The sequence below is a fragment of the Lentzea aerocolonigenes genome, from assembly GCF_000955955.1.
Classification (GTDB): domain Bacteria; phylum Actinomycetota; class Actinomycetes; order Mycobacteriales; family Pseudonocardiaceae; genus Lentzea; species Lentzea aerocolonigenes_A.
The window spans coordinates 1-16,325 of record NZ_JYJG01000312.1 but is presented as its reverse complement, the minus strand read 5'-3'; the positions used below and the strand labels follow the sequence as shown (position 1 = coordinate 16,325).

General features: G+C 69.3%; 14 protein-coding genes. 4 read left to right on the top strand and 10 right to left on the bottom strand.

What is annotated here, in order from left to right; translation table 11 throughout:
- Positions 1-19 precede the first annotated feature (19 nt).
- The 3 genes from UK23_RS34770 to UK23_RS34760 all read right to left on the bottom strand — a co-directional run bounded on the left by UK23_RS34770 (position 20) and on the right by UK23_RS34760 (position 3,975).
- Complete coding sequence (locus UK23_RS34770) at positions 20-1,525, bottom strand: sugar ABC transporter ATP-binding protein (RefSeq protein WP_045315980.1); 1,506 nt, start codon at positions 1,523-1,525, stop codon at positions 20-22.
- A gap of 12 nt (positions 1,526-1,537) precedes the next feature.
- Positions 1,538-2,545 carry a sugar ABC transporter substrate-binding protein gene (locus tag UK23_RS34765; RefSeq protein WP_196778015.1) on the bottom strand — a complete coding sequence of 336 codons (1,008 nt, stop codon included), beginning with the start codon at positions 2,543-2,545 and terminating at the stop codon, positions 1,538-1,540.
- A gap of 92 nt (positions 2,546-2,637) precedes the next feature.
- Positions 2,638-3,975, bottom strand: a complete 1,338-nt coding sequence (locus tag UK23_RS34760) for an enolase C-terminal domain-like protein (protein ID WP_045315978.1) — start codon at positions 3,973-3,975, stop codon at positions 2,638-2,640.
- Between the two features lie 230 nt (positions 3,976-4,205).
- On the opposite strand from UK23_RS34760, the gene UK23_RS34755 reads away from it, so the two are divergent.
- From UK23_RS34755 to UK23_RS34745, 3 genes are all read left to right on the top strand, one after another.
- Positions 4,206-4,907, top strand: a complete 702-nt coding sequence (locus UK23_RS34755) for a FadR/GntR family transcriptional regulator (protein WP_045315977.1) — start codon at positions 4,206-4,208, stop codon at positions 4,905-4,907.
- A gap of 31 nt (positions 4,908-4,938) precedes the next feature.
- Complete coding sequence (locus UK23_RS34750) at positions 4,939-5,721, top strand: MOSC domain-containing protein (RefSeq protein WP_045315976.1); 783 nt, start codon at positions 4,939-4,941, stop codon at positions 5,719-5,721.
- A 98-nt stretch (positions 5,722-5,819) separates the two neighbouring features.
- Positions 5,820-7,835 carry an AfsR/SARP family transcriptional regulator gene (locus UK23_RS34745; RefSeq protein WP_196778013.1) on the top strand — a complete coding sequence of 672 codons (2,016 nt, stop codon included), beginning with the start codon at positions 5,820-5,822 and terminating at the stop codon, positions 7,833-7,835.
- On the opposite strand, the gene UK23_RS34740 is transcribed toward UK23_RS34745, so the two are convergent.
- The 7 genes from UK23_RS34740 to UK23_RS34710 all read right to left on the bottom strand — a co-directional run bounded on the left by UK23_RS34740 (position 7,810) and on the right by UK23_RS34710 (position 15,377).
- Entirely contained in the window at positions 7,810-8,217 is a 408-nt protein-coding gene (locus tag UK23_RS34740) for a peptidase inhibitor family I36 protein (RefSeq protein ID WP_045315975.1), read from the bottom strand. The genes UK23_RS34745 and UK23_RS34740 overlap by 26 nt on opposite strands.
- A gap of 99 nt (positions 8,218-8,316) precedes the next feature.
- The gene (locus UK23_RS34735) at positions 8,317-10,581 is read right to left on the bottom strand and encodes a ricin-type beta-trefoil lectin domain protein (RefSeq protein ID WP_082115211.1); all 2,265 of its coding nucleotides are present in this window, start codon (positions 10,579-10,581) and stop codon (positions 8,317-8,319) included.
- Between the two features lie 204 nt (positions 10,582-10,785).
- The gene (locus UK23_RS34730) at positions 10,786-11,133 is read right to left on the bottom strand and encodes an L-rhamnose mutarotase (RefSeq protein WP_231114817.1); all 348 of its coding nucleotides are present in this window, start codon (positions 11,131-11,133) and stop codon (positions 10,786-10,788) included.
- A gap of 10 nt (positions 11,134-11,143) precedes the next feature.
- Positions 11,144-12,325, bottom strand: coding sequence for a mandelate racemase/muconate lactonizing enzyme family protein (locus UK23_RS34725; RefSeq protein ID WP_045315973.1), 1,182 nt, complete (start codon positions 12,323-12,325; stop codon positions 11,144-11,146).
- A gap of 1 nt (position 12,326) precedes the next feature.
- Complete coding sequence (locus UK23_RS34720; protein WP_045315972.1) at positions 12,327-13,148, bottom strand: carbohydrate ABC transporter permease; 822 nt, start codon at positions 13,146-13,148, stop codon at positions 12,327-12,329.
- Positions 13,148-14,101, bottom strand: a complete 954-nt coding sequence (locus UK23_RS34715; protein WP_231114816.1) for a carbohydrate ABC transporter permease — start codon at positions 14,099-14,101, stop codon at positions 13,148-13,150. Before UK23_RS34715 ends, UK23_RS34720 begins: the two co-directional genes overlap by 1 nt.
- Positions 14,102-14,105: 4 nt before the next feature.
- Entirely contained in the window at positions 14,106-15,377 is a 1,272-nt protein-coding gene (locus UK23_RS34710; RefSeq protein ID WP_045315971.1) for an ABC transporter substrate-binding protein, read from the bottom strand.
- 151 nt (positions 15,378-15,528) lie between these two features.
- Between UK23_RS34710 and UK23_RS34705 the strand changes: the two genes are divergently transcribed.
- Positions 15,529-16,296 carry a FadR/GntR family transcriptional regulator gene (locus UK23_RS34705; protein WP_082115210.1) on the top strand — a complete coding sequence of 256 codons (768 nt, stop codon included), beginning with the start codon at positions 15,529-15,531 and terminating at the stop codon, positions 16,294-16,296.
- The last annotated feature ends 29 nt before the right edge of the window (positions 16,297-16,325 follow it).

The window sequence follows — 16,325 nt, the reverse complement described above, 5'->3', positions numbered from 1 at the left end:
CATCGAGGAACGGATAGGGTCAGCCATCGAGGTCGACTCCTTCCATCGCTGCGACGAGCCGGTGGTCGTGCCACCCGCGGGGCAGTTCGGCTACCACACGACCCTGGAACACCACCAGAACCCGGTCGCACAGCCGCAGGTCGTCGAGCTCGTCCGACGCGACGAGCACACCGGCGCCGGACTCGGCGATCTCCTCGACCTTGCCGAGCAGGAACTCCTTGGACCGCACGTCGACGCCCGCGGTCGGGTTGATCAGCACCAGCAGCTCGGGGTCGTTGGCGAGTGCGCGGGCCATCACGACCTTCTGCTGGTTGCCTCCGGAGAGGCCGGAGACCGGGAGCTCGGGGCCCGGTGTCTTGATCGCGAGCCTGCCGATCATGGACCGGGCGAACCCGTCGCGCCGGCGTCCGTCGATGAACCCAGCGGGGCCGAGCCGGTCCGGGATGGTCAGGGTTCCGTTGTCCGCTATGGACATCTGCGCCACGTAACCCTGGTGGTGCCGGTCCTGCGGGACGAACCCGACGCCCGCCTTCAACGCCGCCGGCACGCTGCCCGGCCGCGGCCGCACGCCCGCGATCGACACCGAGCCCGCCCCAGCGGCGCGCAGGCCCGCGATCGTCTCCGCGATCTCCACCCGGCCGCTGCTCGCCGCTCCGGCCAGGCCGACGATCTCGCCCGCGTGGACCCGGAACGACACGTCCTCGTACGCGCCGGGCAGGGAGGCACGAGTCACCTCCAGCACGGGCGCGGTGTGCACGGCCGGAGCGCGATCCGAGGCGCCGGCCTCCGACGCGGCCTCACCGGTCATGGCCGCGACCAGCTCGGCACGAGGCAGGTCGCCCACCGGGGCGGTCAGCACGTGCCGGGCGTCGCGGAAGACGGTGACCACGTCGCAGATCTCGTAGACCTCCTGGAGGTGGTGGCTGATGAACAGGAACGTGACGCCCTGCCGCTGGAGTTCGCCGATGCGACCGAAGAGCCGGGCGATCGCGGCGGCGTCGAGCTGGGCGGTCGGTTCGTCGAGAATGATGAAGCGCGCCCCGAACGAGAGCGCCCGCGCGATCTCCACGAACTGGCGTTGCTCGACGTCCAGGTCACCGGCGGGCAGCCGCACGTCCACGTCCACCGACCACGTGTCGAGCAGCTCGCGTGCCTTGCGGCGCACGGTCTTCCAGCTGATCAGCCCGCTCCGGCCGTGGTCGTGCCGGTTGAGGAACAGGTTCTCGGCGACGGTGAGCTCTGGAATGATCGTGGACTTCTGGTAGACGCACGCCACCCGCTGCCGCCACGCGTCGCGGTCGGCGATCCGGGGAGCGGGCTCGCCGCCGAACGTCACCACGCCGTCGTCCGGCGCCTGCAGTCCGGTGAGGACGGACACCAGGGTCGACTTGCCCGCCCCGTTCCGCCCCACCAGCGCGTGGGTCTGCCCCTGCTCGATCCTGATGGCGGCTTCGTGCAGGGCGGTGGTGGACCCGTACCGCTTCGTCACTCCCGTCGCCTCGACGACGGGCGGTGCTGCAACCATGTCGTCCCCTGCTCAGCTGAGTTTGTTGCCCCACAGGGACTTGTCGTCGTGCTTGAGACTGGGCACGCCGTCGTAGGTGCCGCCGTCGGCGGTCACCAGGGGAGCGGAGAGCTGGTCCTCCAGCAGCCCGTCGCGGACCTTGACGATTGTGCTGTCGTGGTCGGTCTTGCCGGGCTCGAACGTCTTGCCGTCGATGGCGGCCTTCAGGTACTGCAGCGCGTACTTGGCGTAGAGATCGGCCGGCTGCGAGACGGTGGCGTCGATCTGGCCCTCGGCGATGTCCTTGAGCTCCTCGGGAATCCCGTCGTTGGAGACGATGAACACGTGCTTGGGATCGGTGGGGGCGACCAGCAGGTCCTTCTGCTTGAGCACCTGCAGCGTGCCGGCGAGCGCGAAGCTCGACTGCATGTACACGCCCTTGACGTCCGGGTTGGCGGTGAGGTCGGTCTGCAGCTTCTGCGCCGCGACCGCGCCGTCCCAGTTCGTGGCCTCCCCGAGCACGGTGATGCCGGAGTAGTTCTTCTTCATGCAGTCGTTGAACGCCTCGGTGCGGTCCCTGCCGTTGATCGACGCGAGATCTCCTTGCAGCATCACGACCTTGCCCTTGCCACCGAGCTTCGCGCCGAGGAACCGGCAGGCTTTCTCGCCGTAGGCCCGGTTGTCCGCGCGGACGACCATGAACACGTCGCCGCTGTCGGGCCGGGTGTCGACGGTGACGACGGGGATCTTCTTGGCCGCCAGCTGTTCCAGCGTGGGCGCGATGGCCGCGGTGTCCTGCGGGGCCATCGCGACGCCCTTGACGCCCTGGCTGATGAACGTCTGGGCGTTGGCGGTGAGCTTGGCGACGTCGTTCTGGGAGTTCGTGGTCTTGAGCTCCAGGCCCAGTTCCTTGCCGAACTCGGGCGTGTACTTGATGTAGGAGTTCCAGAAGTCGGTGTCGGATCGCGGGTAGTCGACACCGACCACCGGCGCGCCGCCTCCTGCCCCGGACCCCGAGGTGCCGCAGGCGCCGAGAGCGATGCTGAGGACGGTGACACCAACGACGGTGACGACACCGAGACTGGTGCGAGATCGGGTGTTCACGGCGGCGGATCTCCTAACCGGTGGCGGGATCAGGTGCGAGGACGGGAACGCCTGCTGCGCAGATCGGTGACCTGTCCGTTCCAGACGGGTCCGTCGGGGAAGCGGTGGGCGGCGACGGACGCGGGGTGCAGCTCGGCGCTGATGCCGGGCGCCGTCGGTGCGAGGTAGTGGCCGTCGTGCACGTGCACCGGGTCGGTGAAGTGCTCGTGCAGGTGGTCGACGTACTCGATGACGCGGTTCTCGGTGGTGCCGCTGACGGCGACGTAGTCGAACATCGCCAGGTGCTGGACCATCTCGCACAGCCCGACGCCGCCCGCGTGCGGGCAGACCGGGACACCGAACTTGGCGGCCAGCAACAGGATGGCGACGTTCTCGGTGACGCCCGCGGTGCGGCTGGCGTCGAGCTGCAGGACGTCGATCGCACCGAGTTGGAGCAGTTGCTTGAACATCACCTGGTTGTGGGTGTGCTCGCCGGTGGCGACCTTCACCGGCGCCACCGCCTGGCGGATGGTGGCGTGGCCGAGGATGTCGTCGGGTGACGTCGGCTCCTCGATCCAGTACGGGTCGTACGGCGCGAGCGCGGCCATCCATTCGATCGCCTGCCGCACGCCCCACGCCTGGTTGGCGTCGACCGCGATCCTGATGCCGGGGCCGACCGCCTCCCTGGCCAGGCGCAGGCGGCGCCGGTCGTCCTCGGCGTCGGCGCCGACCTTCAGCTTGATCAGGCTGAAACCGTCGGCCACGGCCTGCCGCGACAACCGGACGAGCTTCTCGTCGTCGTAACCGAGCCAGCCGGGCGTGGTCGTGTAGGCGGGATAGCCGTGGTGCAACAGATGTGTGGTGCGGGCGGCGCGGCCCGGTTCGGCGCGGCGGAGGATGTCGAGCGCCTCGTCGCGGGTGAGCGCGTCCTCGAGGTAGCGGAAGTCGACGAGGTCGACCAGTTGCTCGGGTGACAGCTCGGAAAGCAGCTGCCACACGGGTTTCCGCTCGCGGCGCCCGTAGAGGTCCCACACCGCGTTGACGACCGCGGCCGCGGCCATGTGGATCGCCCCCTTGTCCGGGCCGAGCCACCGCAGCTGGCTGTCGCCGGTCAGCCGGCGCGAGAAGGCACCGAGATCGCCGAGCACCTCGTCCACGGACAGCCCGGTCACGAGTGGAGCCAGTGCTCGTACGGCGGCGACCTCCACGTCGTTGCCCCGCCCGACGGTGAACGCGAGGCCGTGGCCTTCCGCGCCCTCGCTCGTGCGGATGGTCACGTAGGCGGCCGAGTAGTCGGGCTCGGGGTTCATCGCGTCGGAGCCGTCGAGCTCACGCGAGGTGGGGAACCGGACGTCCACGGCCTCGACCGCGGTGATCAGCTCGGTCATCGTCGGGTGGCCCCCTCGTGTGTCAGCGGCGTGTCCGCGGTGCAACGCTTGGTGAGCGGACATGGGATGGATTTATAGGCCACGGACAGCCGAGGTGTCCACGGTTGGCGGCAAAAGTGCGACCAAATGCAGGAAAGATGCAGTTAGAGCCCCATTTGTCCGAACGCGGCGGGACTGAGACGACATCCCATCTCTTTGGTAGAGGTGGGATGTATTGCTACCCTCCTGCGGTGTCACTGACCGACAAGGCCATCGACCGCATCAGGGACCTGATCGGGTCCGGTGAGCTGCCGCCGGGGTCCAAGCTCCCGCCAGAGCAACAGCTGGCGGCTGAGCTGGGCCTGTCCCGCAACCTGATGCGGGAGGCGGTCAAGGCGCTCGTGGTGGCACGCGTCCTGGAGATCCGGCGCGGCGACGGCACCTACGTGACGAGCCTGGAGCCGGAGGTGCTGCTCGGCGGCATCTCCTCCGCGGTGGAGTTGCTGCGCGGCGACACGCTGCTGGAGCTCACCGAGGTGCGCCGGCTGTTCGAGCCGATCGCGACAGGGCTCGCCGCCACCCGCATCTCCGCGCGCGAACTGCTCGAGGTCGAACGGCACCTCGACGCGATGCGCGCGGCCCGCGACGACGTGGAGCTGCTCAACTTCCACGACGCGGCCTTCCACCGCGCGGTCGTCGCCGCCACCGGCAACGCCACGCTGACCACGTTGCTGGAGGGCATCTCCAGCCGCACGATCCGGGCCAGGGTGTGGCGTGGCCTGGTCGACGACCACGTGGCGAGCCGCACCCTCGCCGAGCACGAGGCGATCTACCAGGCGCTGATCGACCGGGACGCCGCGCTCGCGCAGGCCGCCGCCCTCGTGCACGTCGGCACCACCGAACGCTGGCTGCGCGAGCACGTGGGGCGTGACAACCTGGGCGAAACCCCGTGAGAGCGCGCACATTCGCCGGTACTTTGGCTGCATGGCATCCGTTCACGCGCTGACGTCGTATCCGATCAAGGGATGTGCCGGGGTCGTCGTGGAACGGGCGGTGCTCACTCCGGCCGGGCTGCCGTGCGATCGGCTGTTCGCCGTGGTCGGGCCGGACGGGGGCACGGTCTGGCAGGGCGAGGCGCCGCGGCTGGCCGTGATCCGGGGCCGGCTGTCGCACGACGGCGCGAAGCTCGAACTGGGCGCGCCCGGTGCCGGCGAGCTGGTGCTGGACGTCGCCGCGGACGGGGAATCCCGGCCGGTGGACGTGGAGAAGTGGCCGGGGGCCGGTGTCGACCAGGGCGGGGAGGCGGCCGGGTGGTTGTCCGAGGTGCTCGGCAGGCCGGTCCGGCTGGTGCGCGAGCCGGCCAGGGAGAGCAGGGCCGGCACCGACCCCACGGCGCTGCTGGTCCTCTCACTGTCCTCATTGGACGATCTGAACGCGCGGATCGCCGGGCGCGGCGCGGATCCGGTTCCGATGACCAGGTTCCGGCCCAACATCGTGATCAGCGGCTGGCCCGAGCCGCACACCGAGGACCGGGTGAGCCGGATGACGATCGGTGGCGCCGGGATCGGCTTCGGTGAGCGGGCGATCCGGTGCGCGGTCACCCTGGTCGACCAGTCGGCGGGTGTGCGCGTCGGTCCCGAGCCGTTGCGCACCTTGGCGGACTACCGCCGTGAGCCCGACGGCGTCAGCTTCGGTCTGAAGGCGGCCGTGGTCACTCCGGGCGCCATCGCGGTCGGCGACGAGGTCACCGTCACCGAATGGCTGTGACACCACCGCTCTTCCCAGCCGAATGCCGTGCGGCGTGATCGGCCCCTGTGCCACTCTGGGCAGCGGGGGAGGTACTGGGGATGTTGTGGTGCTTCAGATTGCTCGGGCCGCTTCGGGTGGAATGCGACGGCGCCGAGGTCGCCGTCGGAACGCCGCAGACGCGCACGGTGCTCGCGTTGCTCGTGTGGCGCGCGAACGAGGTCGTGCCGGTGGGGCGGATCTCCGACGAACTGTGGGGTGACACGCCGCCGCCGTCGGCGAAGGTGCAGTTGCAGGGCATCATCTCGCGGCTGCGGCGGCTGCTCGGCAAGGAGCGGATCGCGACCACGGCGACGGGATACCTGTTGCACGCCACCGCGGCGGAGCTGGACGTCGAGCTGGTGCGGCAGGACCTGGCGGCCGCGCGCGGCCTGATCGCGGACGGTGACGTCGCGCTGGGGGCCGCCCGGCTGAGGGAGGCGCTCGGACGCTGGCACGGGCCCACCGGCCTGCACCTGACCGAGCCGGTGGCCGAACAGCTCGAGGAGCTCCGGATGACGGTGCTGGAGGAACGCGTCGACGCCGACCTCCTGCTCGGCGGCACCGCGGACCTGATCGGCGAGCTCACGGCGGCAGCGGCGGAACACCCGCTGCGGGAACGGTTGCGCGCCCAGCTGATGACCGCGCTGGCCCGCCGCGGCAGGGTGTCGGAAGCCCTCGACGTGTTCCTCGCGTTCCGCCGCTCGATGGTCGACGAGCTGGGAGTCGAACCGTCCGCGCGGTTGTGTGCGCTGCACGCCGGGATCCTGCGTGGCGAGCCGGAGGTGTGGCCCGCGTTCCCGTTGCCGCGCAAGGAACATCGGCCACAGCAGCTGCCGCCGGCGTTACCCGACTTCGTCAGCCACGAGGACGTGCTCGCCGAGCTGGCGGACGCGCTCGTGGCACCGGGCCGCGTCCGGTCGCCGCTCGTCGTCGTCTCGGGTACCGCGGGGCTGGGCAAGACGTCGTTCGCGCTGCAGCTCGCGCACCGGGTGCGGGACAGGTTCCCGGACGGCCAGCTCTTCGCGACGTTGCGCGGCGACGACACGACGGCGGTGCTGCAACGGTTCCTGCGCGCGCTCGGTGTGCCGGCGGACCTCGTGCCCTCGGCCGAGGAGGAGTGCTCGGCGCTGCTGCGGGACCTGGTGACCGGGCGCGAGGTGCTGCTGGTCGTCGACAACGCGGCGGACGCGAGCCAGGTGCGGCCGTTCGTCCCCGCGGAACCCGGCTGTGCGGTGCTGGTGACGAGCAGGCGCGCACTGGGGGAGCTCGAAGGCGCCCGGCTGGTGCGGCTCGGCCTGCTCGACGCCGGCGAGTCGGCGGAACTGCTGACCAGGATCGTCGGCGTACCACCGGGTGACGCGCTGGTGGCGCGTTGCGGCGGGTTGCCGCTCGCCCTGCGCGCCGCGGGTGCGCTGCTGCTTGACCGTCCACACTGGACAACGCACGACCTGGCCGTCCGGCTCGCAGACGAACGCACCCGGCTCGACTGGCTGGAGGCGGGCGATCTCGACGTGCGGGCGAGCTTCGCCGCGAGCTACCGGCAGCTGCCGCCGTCGCACCAGATGTTGTTCCGCCGCTTGGGTCTGCTGCCCACGACGACGGTGCCGGGATGGCTCGCCGTCACGTTGCTCGACACCGGGGACGCCGCCGCGGAACGGGTGCTCGGCGACCTCGTCAGCTGCCACCTGGTGCACGCCGTCGGCAGCGGCGACGCGATCCGTTACGGCATGCACGACCTGCTGCGCTGCTTCGCCGCCGAACAGGCCGAACCCGAGCAGGACGCCGTGCTCGCCCGCGTGGTCCGCGCCTGGCTCGCGATGGCCGAGTCGATGGCGGCCCTGCTGCCGGCGCACCACTCGGCGGAGCCGGGAACCTGCGACCCGATCGCCTGGTTCGACACCGAACTGCCCGCACTGCGGGTGGTGGTCGAGACGGCGGCCGCGCGGGGCATGGCAGAACACGCGTCGGAACTGGCCGTGGTGTGCCAGCGGTATCTCGACCGTTGCGGCCGCGGTGACCACCGCACCGCCGGGGTGCGGTGGTCACCGAGACCGGCAAGCCCTGCGATCAGGGGCAGACCCGCAACGAGGTGACCTTGTTGCGCTTGTCCGTCGCGAAGTTGTACTGGTCGCCGGGGTTCATGTAACCCAGGATGTTCGTGTAGCCGGCGCCGTCGTAGAAGCACCAGACCTGGCTGGTGCGGTTGTAGCCGCTCTCGGCGTTGTTGTTGAGCCCGCTCGGACCGGGAGCCGCACCCAGGTTCGCGTCGCCGACCGCGAAGTAGCCCCAGGGGCGGCCTCCGTTGAGGTTGTTGAAGATGCACATCCGGGCAGCGGGACAGTCGCTGTAGGCGGTCACCGACACGTCGCTCTGCTCGCCCATGGGCGACACGGGCGCGGCGGCGCTGGCGGGAATCGACACCAGCGCCGCCGCGAACGCGGCTCCTGCCAGGACCGTCATCGTCTTGCGGATCAAGAGAATCCCCCTTCTCGGTGGAGGCGTTCTCGCCTCCGGTAACGAGACTGGGGAACCCCGCTAACTAGTTGCTAACAGCAACTGAACGTCACCGCGTCGTCAGGGGACCAGGCTCCACTGCTGGTTCGCGCCGCCGTTGCAGTCCCACAGCACCAGCAACGTCGCGTTGCTCGTGCCCAGGCCGGAGGCGTCGAGACACCGTCCCGACTGAGCTCCGGTGATGGTGCCGTTGGCGTTGACGTTCCACTGCTGGTTGGTGCCGCCGTTGCAGTCCCAGCTCACGACGGCCGTGCCGTTGGCCGTCGCGGCACCGAAGGCGTCCAGGCACTTGTTCCCGTACACCACCAGTTGCCTGGTAGAAGTGGAGGTCCAGCGCTGGTTGGTGGCGCCGGAGCAGTCCCACAGCTGGGCTTGCGCGCCGTTGGTCGTGGACGCGCCGTTGATGTCGACGCAACGGCCCGACTGCTGGCCCGAGATCTTGACGTTCTGCGTGGGCTGGACGCCGGCGGCGGCCATCACGGTCTGCGCGCCGCTCGGCCAGTTGCCGTTGCTGACGGAGACGGTGCCTGTGACGGTGTTGCCCCGCGTGCCGTTCGTGATGTCGGCGCCGTCGTGGTCGATCCAGTTGTCGGTCAGCGTCAGATCGCCGGTGTGATTGTTGTTGTTGGCGTTGGCGTGCGCCCAGTTCCAGCCGCCCTGGTAGACGTTGTTCGTCACCGAGACGTGGCGCGAGCCCTCGTCGAAGTACATGTCGAAGCCGCGGTTCATGGTCCTGAAGTAGTTCTGCTTGAGGACCGTGCCCGGGCTCGCGGACAGCATGTAGAAGCCGCCGCCGTCGGACATGGTCGTCATCGTGTCGTGGATGTGATTGCCGATGACCAGGTTGTTCTTCGCGGTCGTCGCCGTCGTGTAGAGCGGCTGGTAGTTGTAGGTGCCGCGGTTCTGGTACTCCTGGCTGCCGCCGGGGTCGTTGATGCCCCAGCCGTAGCCGAGGTTGAGGCCGGAGTAGGGCAGGTTGTAGATCTCGTTGTGCGAGACGGTCGCGTTCGTCGCGTAGGTGACCAGGATGCCGACGTGGCTGCGGTACTCGAGGGCGACGTCGTGAACGCGGTTGTTGGCGAGAGTGACGTTCTGGACCGTCATCCGGCTGTCGCTCGGGTGGTGTGCGTCGGCCCGCATGCCACCGACCACGATGCCGCCGGCCGAGATCTGCTCGAACGTGCTGCCGGTGACCGACACGTTGTTCACGCCCAGGCCCACGCCGCTGGTGTGGCCGTTGGCGTCGTTGCCGATGCCGATGCCGACCTGGCCGAGGTTCGTGAACTTGCTGGCGTTGAAGGAGATGGCGGTGGCGGCCGACACCTGGACCGCCGCGGGCATCTGGCTGAAGCCGGGGCGGGTCGACTCGAACTGGGTGCAACCGGAGCCGCAGGTGCTGAACGCGCTGGACGGCCTGGTGCTCCACGTGCCCCTGAGGTAGCCACCGGTCTGCTGGTCCGCGTAGCCCTCGTTCGTGCTCGGCAGCAGCCAGCTCGTGTACGAGAACTGCAGGCCCGTGAACGAGATGTCATGGGCCGGCGCGTCCAGCGTGCCACCCACGTTCACCAGCGACTGCAGCCGCGGCAGCTCCACGTCCGCGTTCGCGATGTTCTGCCCCGCCAACGGCTTGTAGTAGAGCGTGCCGGTCGCGGTGTCGAGGTACCACTCGCCCTCGGCGTCGAGGAACTCCCTGGCGTTCTCCAGCCAGAACCCCGCCTGGTTGAACGGGTTCTGGACGGTGTCCCAGCCCCAGGTGTTGTTGTCCCAGGCGGGCTGCTGCATCGTGATCGCGTTGCCGGAGATCGACTGCACCGGCGTGTACCGGTCGGTGAACGAGTTGGCCGACTCGAGCTCGACGCGGCCCTTGTTGCCGAGGTTGTTCAGGTACGACAGCGCGCTGCTGGTGAACGTCATGCCGCTGGACGTGAGCGTGAAGTCGGAGCGGTTGATCGCGGTGCGAGCGCGGGTCGCGATCTTGCCGTCGACGTAGAGCTGCCGGGTGTCGAACCCGGTGCCCACACTCGCTTTCCAGATGTTCTGCCCTGCGTCGGCCTGCGTCCAGCCGGTGACCTTCTGCCCGCCGGAGATCACGGAGCTCGCCGAGCCCTGCCAGATCACGGTGTGGCCGTTGGTGCCGGAGTCGGCGGCCGTGAAGGTCAGCGGTGAGCTCAACGTGTACGTGCCGCCCGCGAGCTGGACGACGACGTCACCGGTCATCGCCCCAGCGATGCCGCGCACCGAGGTCTGGGCCTGCGTGATCGAACACGGCTGGGCGGATGAGCACGCCGTGCCGGAACCGGTCGGTGAGGCGTAGACGGTCGTCATCACGGCAGCTGTTGCCGGTGCCGAGGCGACCGTGACACCGGCTGCCGCGAGCAGAAGGGCCGCGGCGAGCCGGCTTGCTGATCGTGGGGAGGACGGAGAGAAACCACGTGACACGTTGTGCTCCTGGAAGTCGCGGGCTTTCTGAGGGCAGCGTCGAGCGCCCCGCGAGCTGCGGGGTTGCGGGTTGTGTTCTCGGGTCTCAGCTCAGGACGAAGCGGGGTCGTCCAGGTGCCAGACCTCCTGCATGGGCACCCACCAGTGCCCGGAACCGACCGGCGCCAGCGACTCCTGGCACGGGTCGGTGAACGTCCACCAGCGCTGCGTCTCCGGGTCGGCGGCGATGCGGGCCTGGTCGGCCTCGTGGTCGTCACCGATGTACTCGTAGTAGCCGAACAGCAGGTCGCCGTGCAGGAAGATGGTGAAGTTGCGCATGTTGGCGTCGAGCATCGTCTGCTCGACAGCGGGCCAGACGGCCGAGTGCAGCCGCAGGTACTCCTCGCGGTGTTCCGGGCGCAGCCGGATCATCATGCCGTAGCGCTGAGTGCGGTTCACGTACTTCTCCTCATGCGTTGAGCACAGCGCTCTCGGGTTCGGGGTCCGCGCCGGACGAGTGCAGGCGATGTCCCGCGCGTTCGGGGCGGATGTGCGAACCACCGGCCAGCGGGTCGGGCACCAGGTGGCTCGACAGGGCGATCGCGTCCTCGTCCACCCGCACGCCCAGGCCGGGGCTGTCACCGAGGACGTACGCGCCGTCCTCGACGTGCAGGTCCACCGAAACGCCCACCGGTGGCTGGAGGTCCTGCAGTTCGCTCACCAGGTGGTTGGGCACCGAGGTGGCGGCGTGCAGCAGACCGGCCGGTGTCGTGCCGATGGGGCTGACGGGCAGGTCGTGTGCGTGCGCGAGCGCGGCGACCCGCAGGAAGTGGGTGATGCCCCAGACCGCGGCCGTCTGCACGATGTCGACCGCTCCGGCCGCGATGAGCGCCCGGTGCTGTTCGAGCCCGGTGAGGTTCTCCCCGGTGGCGACCGAGGCGCGGATGCCGCGGCCGACCGCCGCGTGTCCTTCCACGTCCCAGCGCCGCACCGGTTCCTCGATCCACGTCAGGTCGAGGGTGCGTTCGAGCTCGCTCACGTACCGGACCGCCTGCTTGCGCGTCCAGGTCTCGTTCACGTCGAGCATCAGGCTCGGCCGCGTGCCCCGGCACGTCTTGGCGAGGACGTCGCGGACCAGGCCGAGCCGGTAGCCGTCGTGCTCGACGTCGAGGCCGCCCTTGATCTTCGCCGCGCGCAGCCCGACGTCGGCGTAGGCCTGGTACACCGCGACGAACTCGGTGTCGTCCAACGCGATGTCCAGCCCCGAGGCATAGGCGGGCACGCGGCGGTCACGTCCGCCGAGCAACCGCCACAGCGGTTCTCCCGCCGCCTGGGCCTTGATGTCCCACAGCGCGGTGTCGATGGCGCCGATGGTCCCGAACACCGCGCCGGCGTGGCCGGCCTTGAACGTCCGGCGCAGCATCCTGTCGTAGAGGGCGGTGACCGACCGCGGGTCCTCGCCCTCGATGGCGGCGAAGACGTTCTCGATCTCCACGTGGGGTCCCAGTCCGACGCCGGTGATGCCCTCGTCGGTCTCGATGACGACGATAGGAACCCGGACGAGGCCGCCGGCGTACACGCCGTTGGCGTCACCGACCGGCCTGCCCCAGTCGTGGACCGTCGTGATGGTCCGGTATCCAGTGATGCGCATGTCAGCCCTTCGTGGACCCGGCGGTGACACCGTCGGCGATCTGGCGTTGCAGGAACAGGTAGACGACCAGGACCGGTACCGCGGCGATCAGCACACCGGAGGCGAACGTGGGGATGTCGTCGGAGTACTGGCCGCGCAACGACGTCACGCCGACCATGAGCGTGCGGTGCTCCGCGGACGGCATCATCAGCAACGAGATGAGCACGTCGTTCCAGCAGAACAACGCGTTGAGCACGCCGACCGAGAGCAGCGCAGGCGCGCCGATCGGCAGCATGATCCGCCAGTAGACGCCGTAGACCGTGTTCCCGTCGATGCGCGCGGCGTCGACGATGTCCGGCGGCACGGTCGAGTAGTAGCTCGTCAGCAGGAAGATCGTGAACGGCAGGAACTGCGCCACATAAGCGAGTACGAGTCCCGGGTAGGTGTCCACGAGCCCGGTGTCGGCCATGATCCGCGCCAGCGGGACCATGATCACCTGGAACGGGATGAACAGCGCCGCGAGCACGCCCAGGAAGAGCGCGGACGAGCCGCGGAACTTCAGCCTCGCGAGCGCGAACCCCGCCATCGACCCGAACAACAGCAGCAGCCCGACCGAGCACGCCACGACGACCACCGAGTTGAGGAAGTACCGGGACATTCCAACGCTCGTCCACGCCTTGACGAGGTTGTCCCAGCTCAGGGAATCGGCCAGGGAGAACCGGTCGAGCACGTACTCGCGGCGGGTCTTCATGGCGACGTTGGTGGTGAACACCAGGGGGTAGATCGTGGCCAGCGCGAGTGCGGCCATCGGGATGGCGACGACCCACCGGGTCAGCCTGGGCATCAGTCCTCCTTGCCCGCGCGTCGCAGGATGCCGATCTGGGCCAGTCCCACCACGAGCATGATCAGGAACAACGCGGTCGACGCCGCGGAGGCGAGCGCGGGCTGGTTCATCTGTCCCTGCTGGATCCAGACGTAGTACTCGGGCAGGTAGGTCGACCCCTCCGGCCCGCCGCTGGTCATCACGTACACGAGGCCGAACATCGACGTCAGCATGCCGATCATCGTGGTGACGAAGACGAACTGGATGGTGCGCGACAGGCTCGGGATGATGACGTGCCAGACGGTCTGCGGCAGCGACGCACCGTCCACTTCGGCCGCGTCGAGCAGTGAAGAGTCCAGGGTGGCGAACCCGGCAAGGAAGACGACCAGCGCCATGCCGAACGTCGCCCACACGTGCACCCCGACGACCGCGAAGATCGCCACGTCGGGATCGCCGAGCCAGTCCACCGGCCCGATGCCCAGGCCGCCGAGCAGCGCGTTGAGCGGACCGTCGAAGGCCAGCAGCAGGTTGAAGATCGCGCCGACGATCACGGGGGAGAGCACCGCGGGGAAGAAGTAGACGCCGCGGTAGAGGCGGTGCCCCGGCACCTTCAGGTAGATGAACGTCGCGAGCAGGCCGGGGATCGCCACGGCCACGGGCAGCAGCAGCACGAGCAGGCCCACGTTGCGCAACGCGGTGCGGAAGAGCGGATCGTTCAGCAGGGTCAGGTAGTTGTCGAAACCGACCATCATGCCGTTGCGGTCGCCGTCGCCGGTGAAGGAGAAGTTGATCCCGAGCACCAGCGGCCACAACCGCAGCCCTGCGATGATCAGGACGGCCGGTGCCAGCAGGACCAGGGGTGCCAGGCGCTCGGCGCGTGCACCCCTGCGGCGCCGCGGCGGCGTGCCACCGGCGGCCTCCGCTGTGGACGCGGCGACGGCCACGTCCACAGCGGACAGAGACTGAGCGGCCACGTGATCAGCCCGTCTTGTCGGAGGCGGCGAGCTGTTGCAGCACCTCGTCCACCGTGATGGAACCGCTGAGCAACTGCTGGGAGAGGCGTCCCATGAGGTCGATCGTCTTGGATCCCAGCGCGACGTGCAGTGCGGGCTTGCCGGTCTTGACCTCCGACACGATCGTCTTGACGGCCGGGCCGCCCTCGGAGGTGTCGATCGTGGTGTCGGACGCGATCGCACCACCGTCGAGGTAGAACGCCTTGAGCGCGTCGGTCGAGGTCAGCGACCGCACCAGGTCCGCGGCGAGCTTCGGGTCCTTCGTCCACTTCGCGACCGCGTAACCGATGCCGCCGTCGTAGGGCAGGCTCGGCTTCGCCGCGGGGTTGACCTGGGGCGCCGGCATGACGCCGACCTTCTCCGGGGTGAGGAACTCGGCGAAGTCCTTCCAGTGCCCGACGTCCGACATCAGGCCGATGACGTTGGCCGCCTTGCCGGAGTTGAAGGCGGAGAACGCGTCGTTGAACATCGCGGTGGAGTTGGCGCCGTCGGTGTTCAGCCCGGAGTCACCGGCCTGCTTCCAGAGCTCGAAGATCTTCTTGACGTCCGGGGAGGACCAGTTCCGCTTCCCGGCGATCCAGTCGTCGTACTCCTGCGGGGTCAGCACGGCGGATCCCAGGGCCGACAGCCAGAACTGGATGCCGATGCCCTCCTTGTTGCCCAGCGCGAAGCACTTCGCGCCGGTCTTCTGGGTGATGACACCACAGTCGCGGATGAACTCGTCCAGCGTCTTGGCGGGAGCGTCGGGGTTGAGGCCGGCCTTGGCGTAGAGGTCCTTGTTGTAGTAGATCGGGTGGCCCTGCAATGTCACCGGTTCGGCGTACACCTTTCCCGCCTTCGTGAACGCGTCCCAGCCGGCCAGCCGCTGCTTGTCCTCGGCCACGTAGGAGTCGAGCGGGGCGAGCGCGTCGGAGCGGTCGCGGATCTGGCCGCCCCCGTTGAACAGGATGACGTCCGGCCCCTTGCCGGACTGGATGGCCGCGCCGAGCAGTGTGTAGTACTGGTCGAACGGCTGCGCCACGAACTCGACGTTCACGCCGGGATGTTTCTTCGCGAAGTCGGCCTTGGCCTTCTGGACGTACCCGGCCGCCTTCGGGTCACCCGACTTCCAGTCCCAGACCACGAGTTTGTCGCTCGACCCGCCGGAGGACGAACCCGGTCCGGAGGCGCTCCCGCAACCCGCCGTCAGCGTCAGCCCCACCACCAGGGCTGCGGACCACAGTGTGCGCTGCTTCATTGCTGCTCACTTCTCGAGATGGGGCCGGGCGTCGAGGGCCCGACGAAGTGTGGTGAACGTAATTCGTATGACGTATTACGTCAATGGCCGATTGTCGCTACAGTGATCGGCACGCTCCATCGCATCCGTGAGGGGCGCAACCGGAGGAACGATGACGGCATCAGGCCAGCGACCGAGCGCGCTCGCCGCCCCGGACTGGGCGCGCCGCCCGGCGAACCTGGCCAGGGCGATCACCACCGAGCTCGTGGGACGGATCGTGCGCGGCGAGCACCCGTCCGGCACGTCGCTGCCGCCAGAGCCCGCGCTGTGCGAGTCGTTCTCGGTGAGCAGGACCGTCATCCGCGAGGCCGTGAAGGTTCTGCAGGAGAAGGGTCTGGTCCAGGTGCGGCAGGGCGCGGGGACGATGGTCACCCCGCCGTCGATGTGGAACATGCTCGACGAGCTCGTCCTGGGCGCCGTCGTCGCCGAGGACGAGACGCTCGGCGTGCTGGACGACCTCGTGGTCACCCGGCGGTTGCTCGAGTCGGACATGGCCCTGGTCGCCGCCCGTGTCGCGGACCAGGAGACCGTCGAGGAGCTGCGCGCTCTCGTCGATCTCATGGACCAGGTGGTGGGCGACCCCATCGCGTACCGCAAGCACGACCACGCGTTCCACGACCTGATCATGCGGGCGTCCGGCAACCGGATCGCGAGAGGCGTGGTGCGCGCGCTCGAGAGCCAGGTCTACAACACCGCCCGCTACACGGGCCGGACCGACCGTCAGTTGTGCGCGGCCTCGAACCAGGGGCACCGCCGCATCTGCGAACGCATCGCGGCACACGACCCGGCCGGTGCCTCCGAGGCCATGTTCACCCACATCACCGAGGCCTGGCTGGTGCGCCGCAGCGACGCGGGCGAGCCCGGCCGCCTGGACCGCTGAGCCAGTGCGCCCGAGTCGGATGAAGGGAA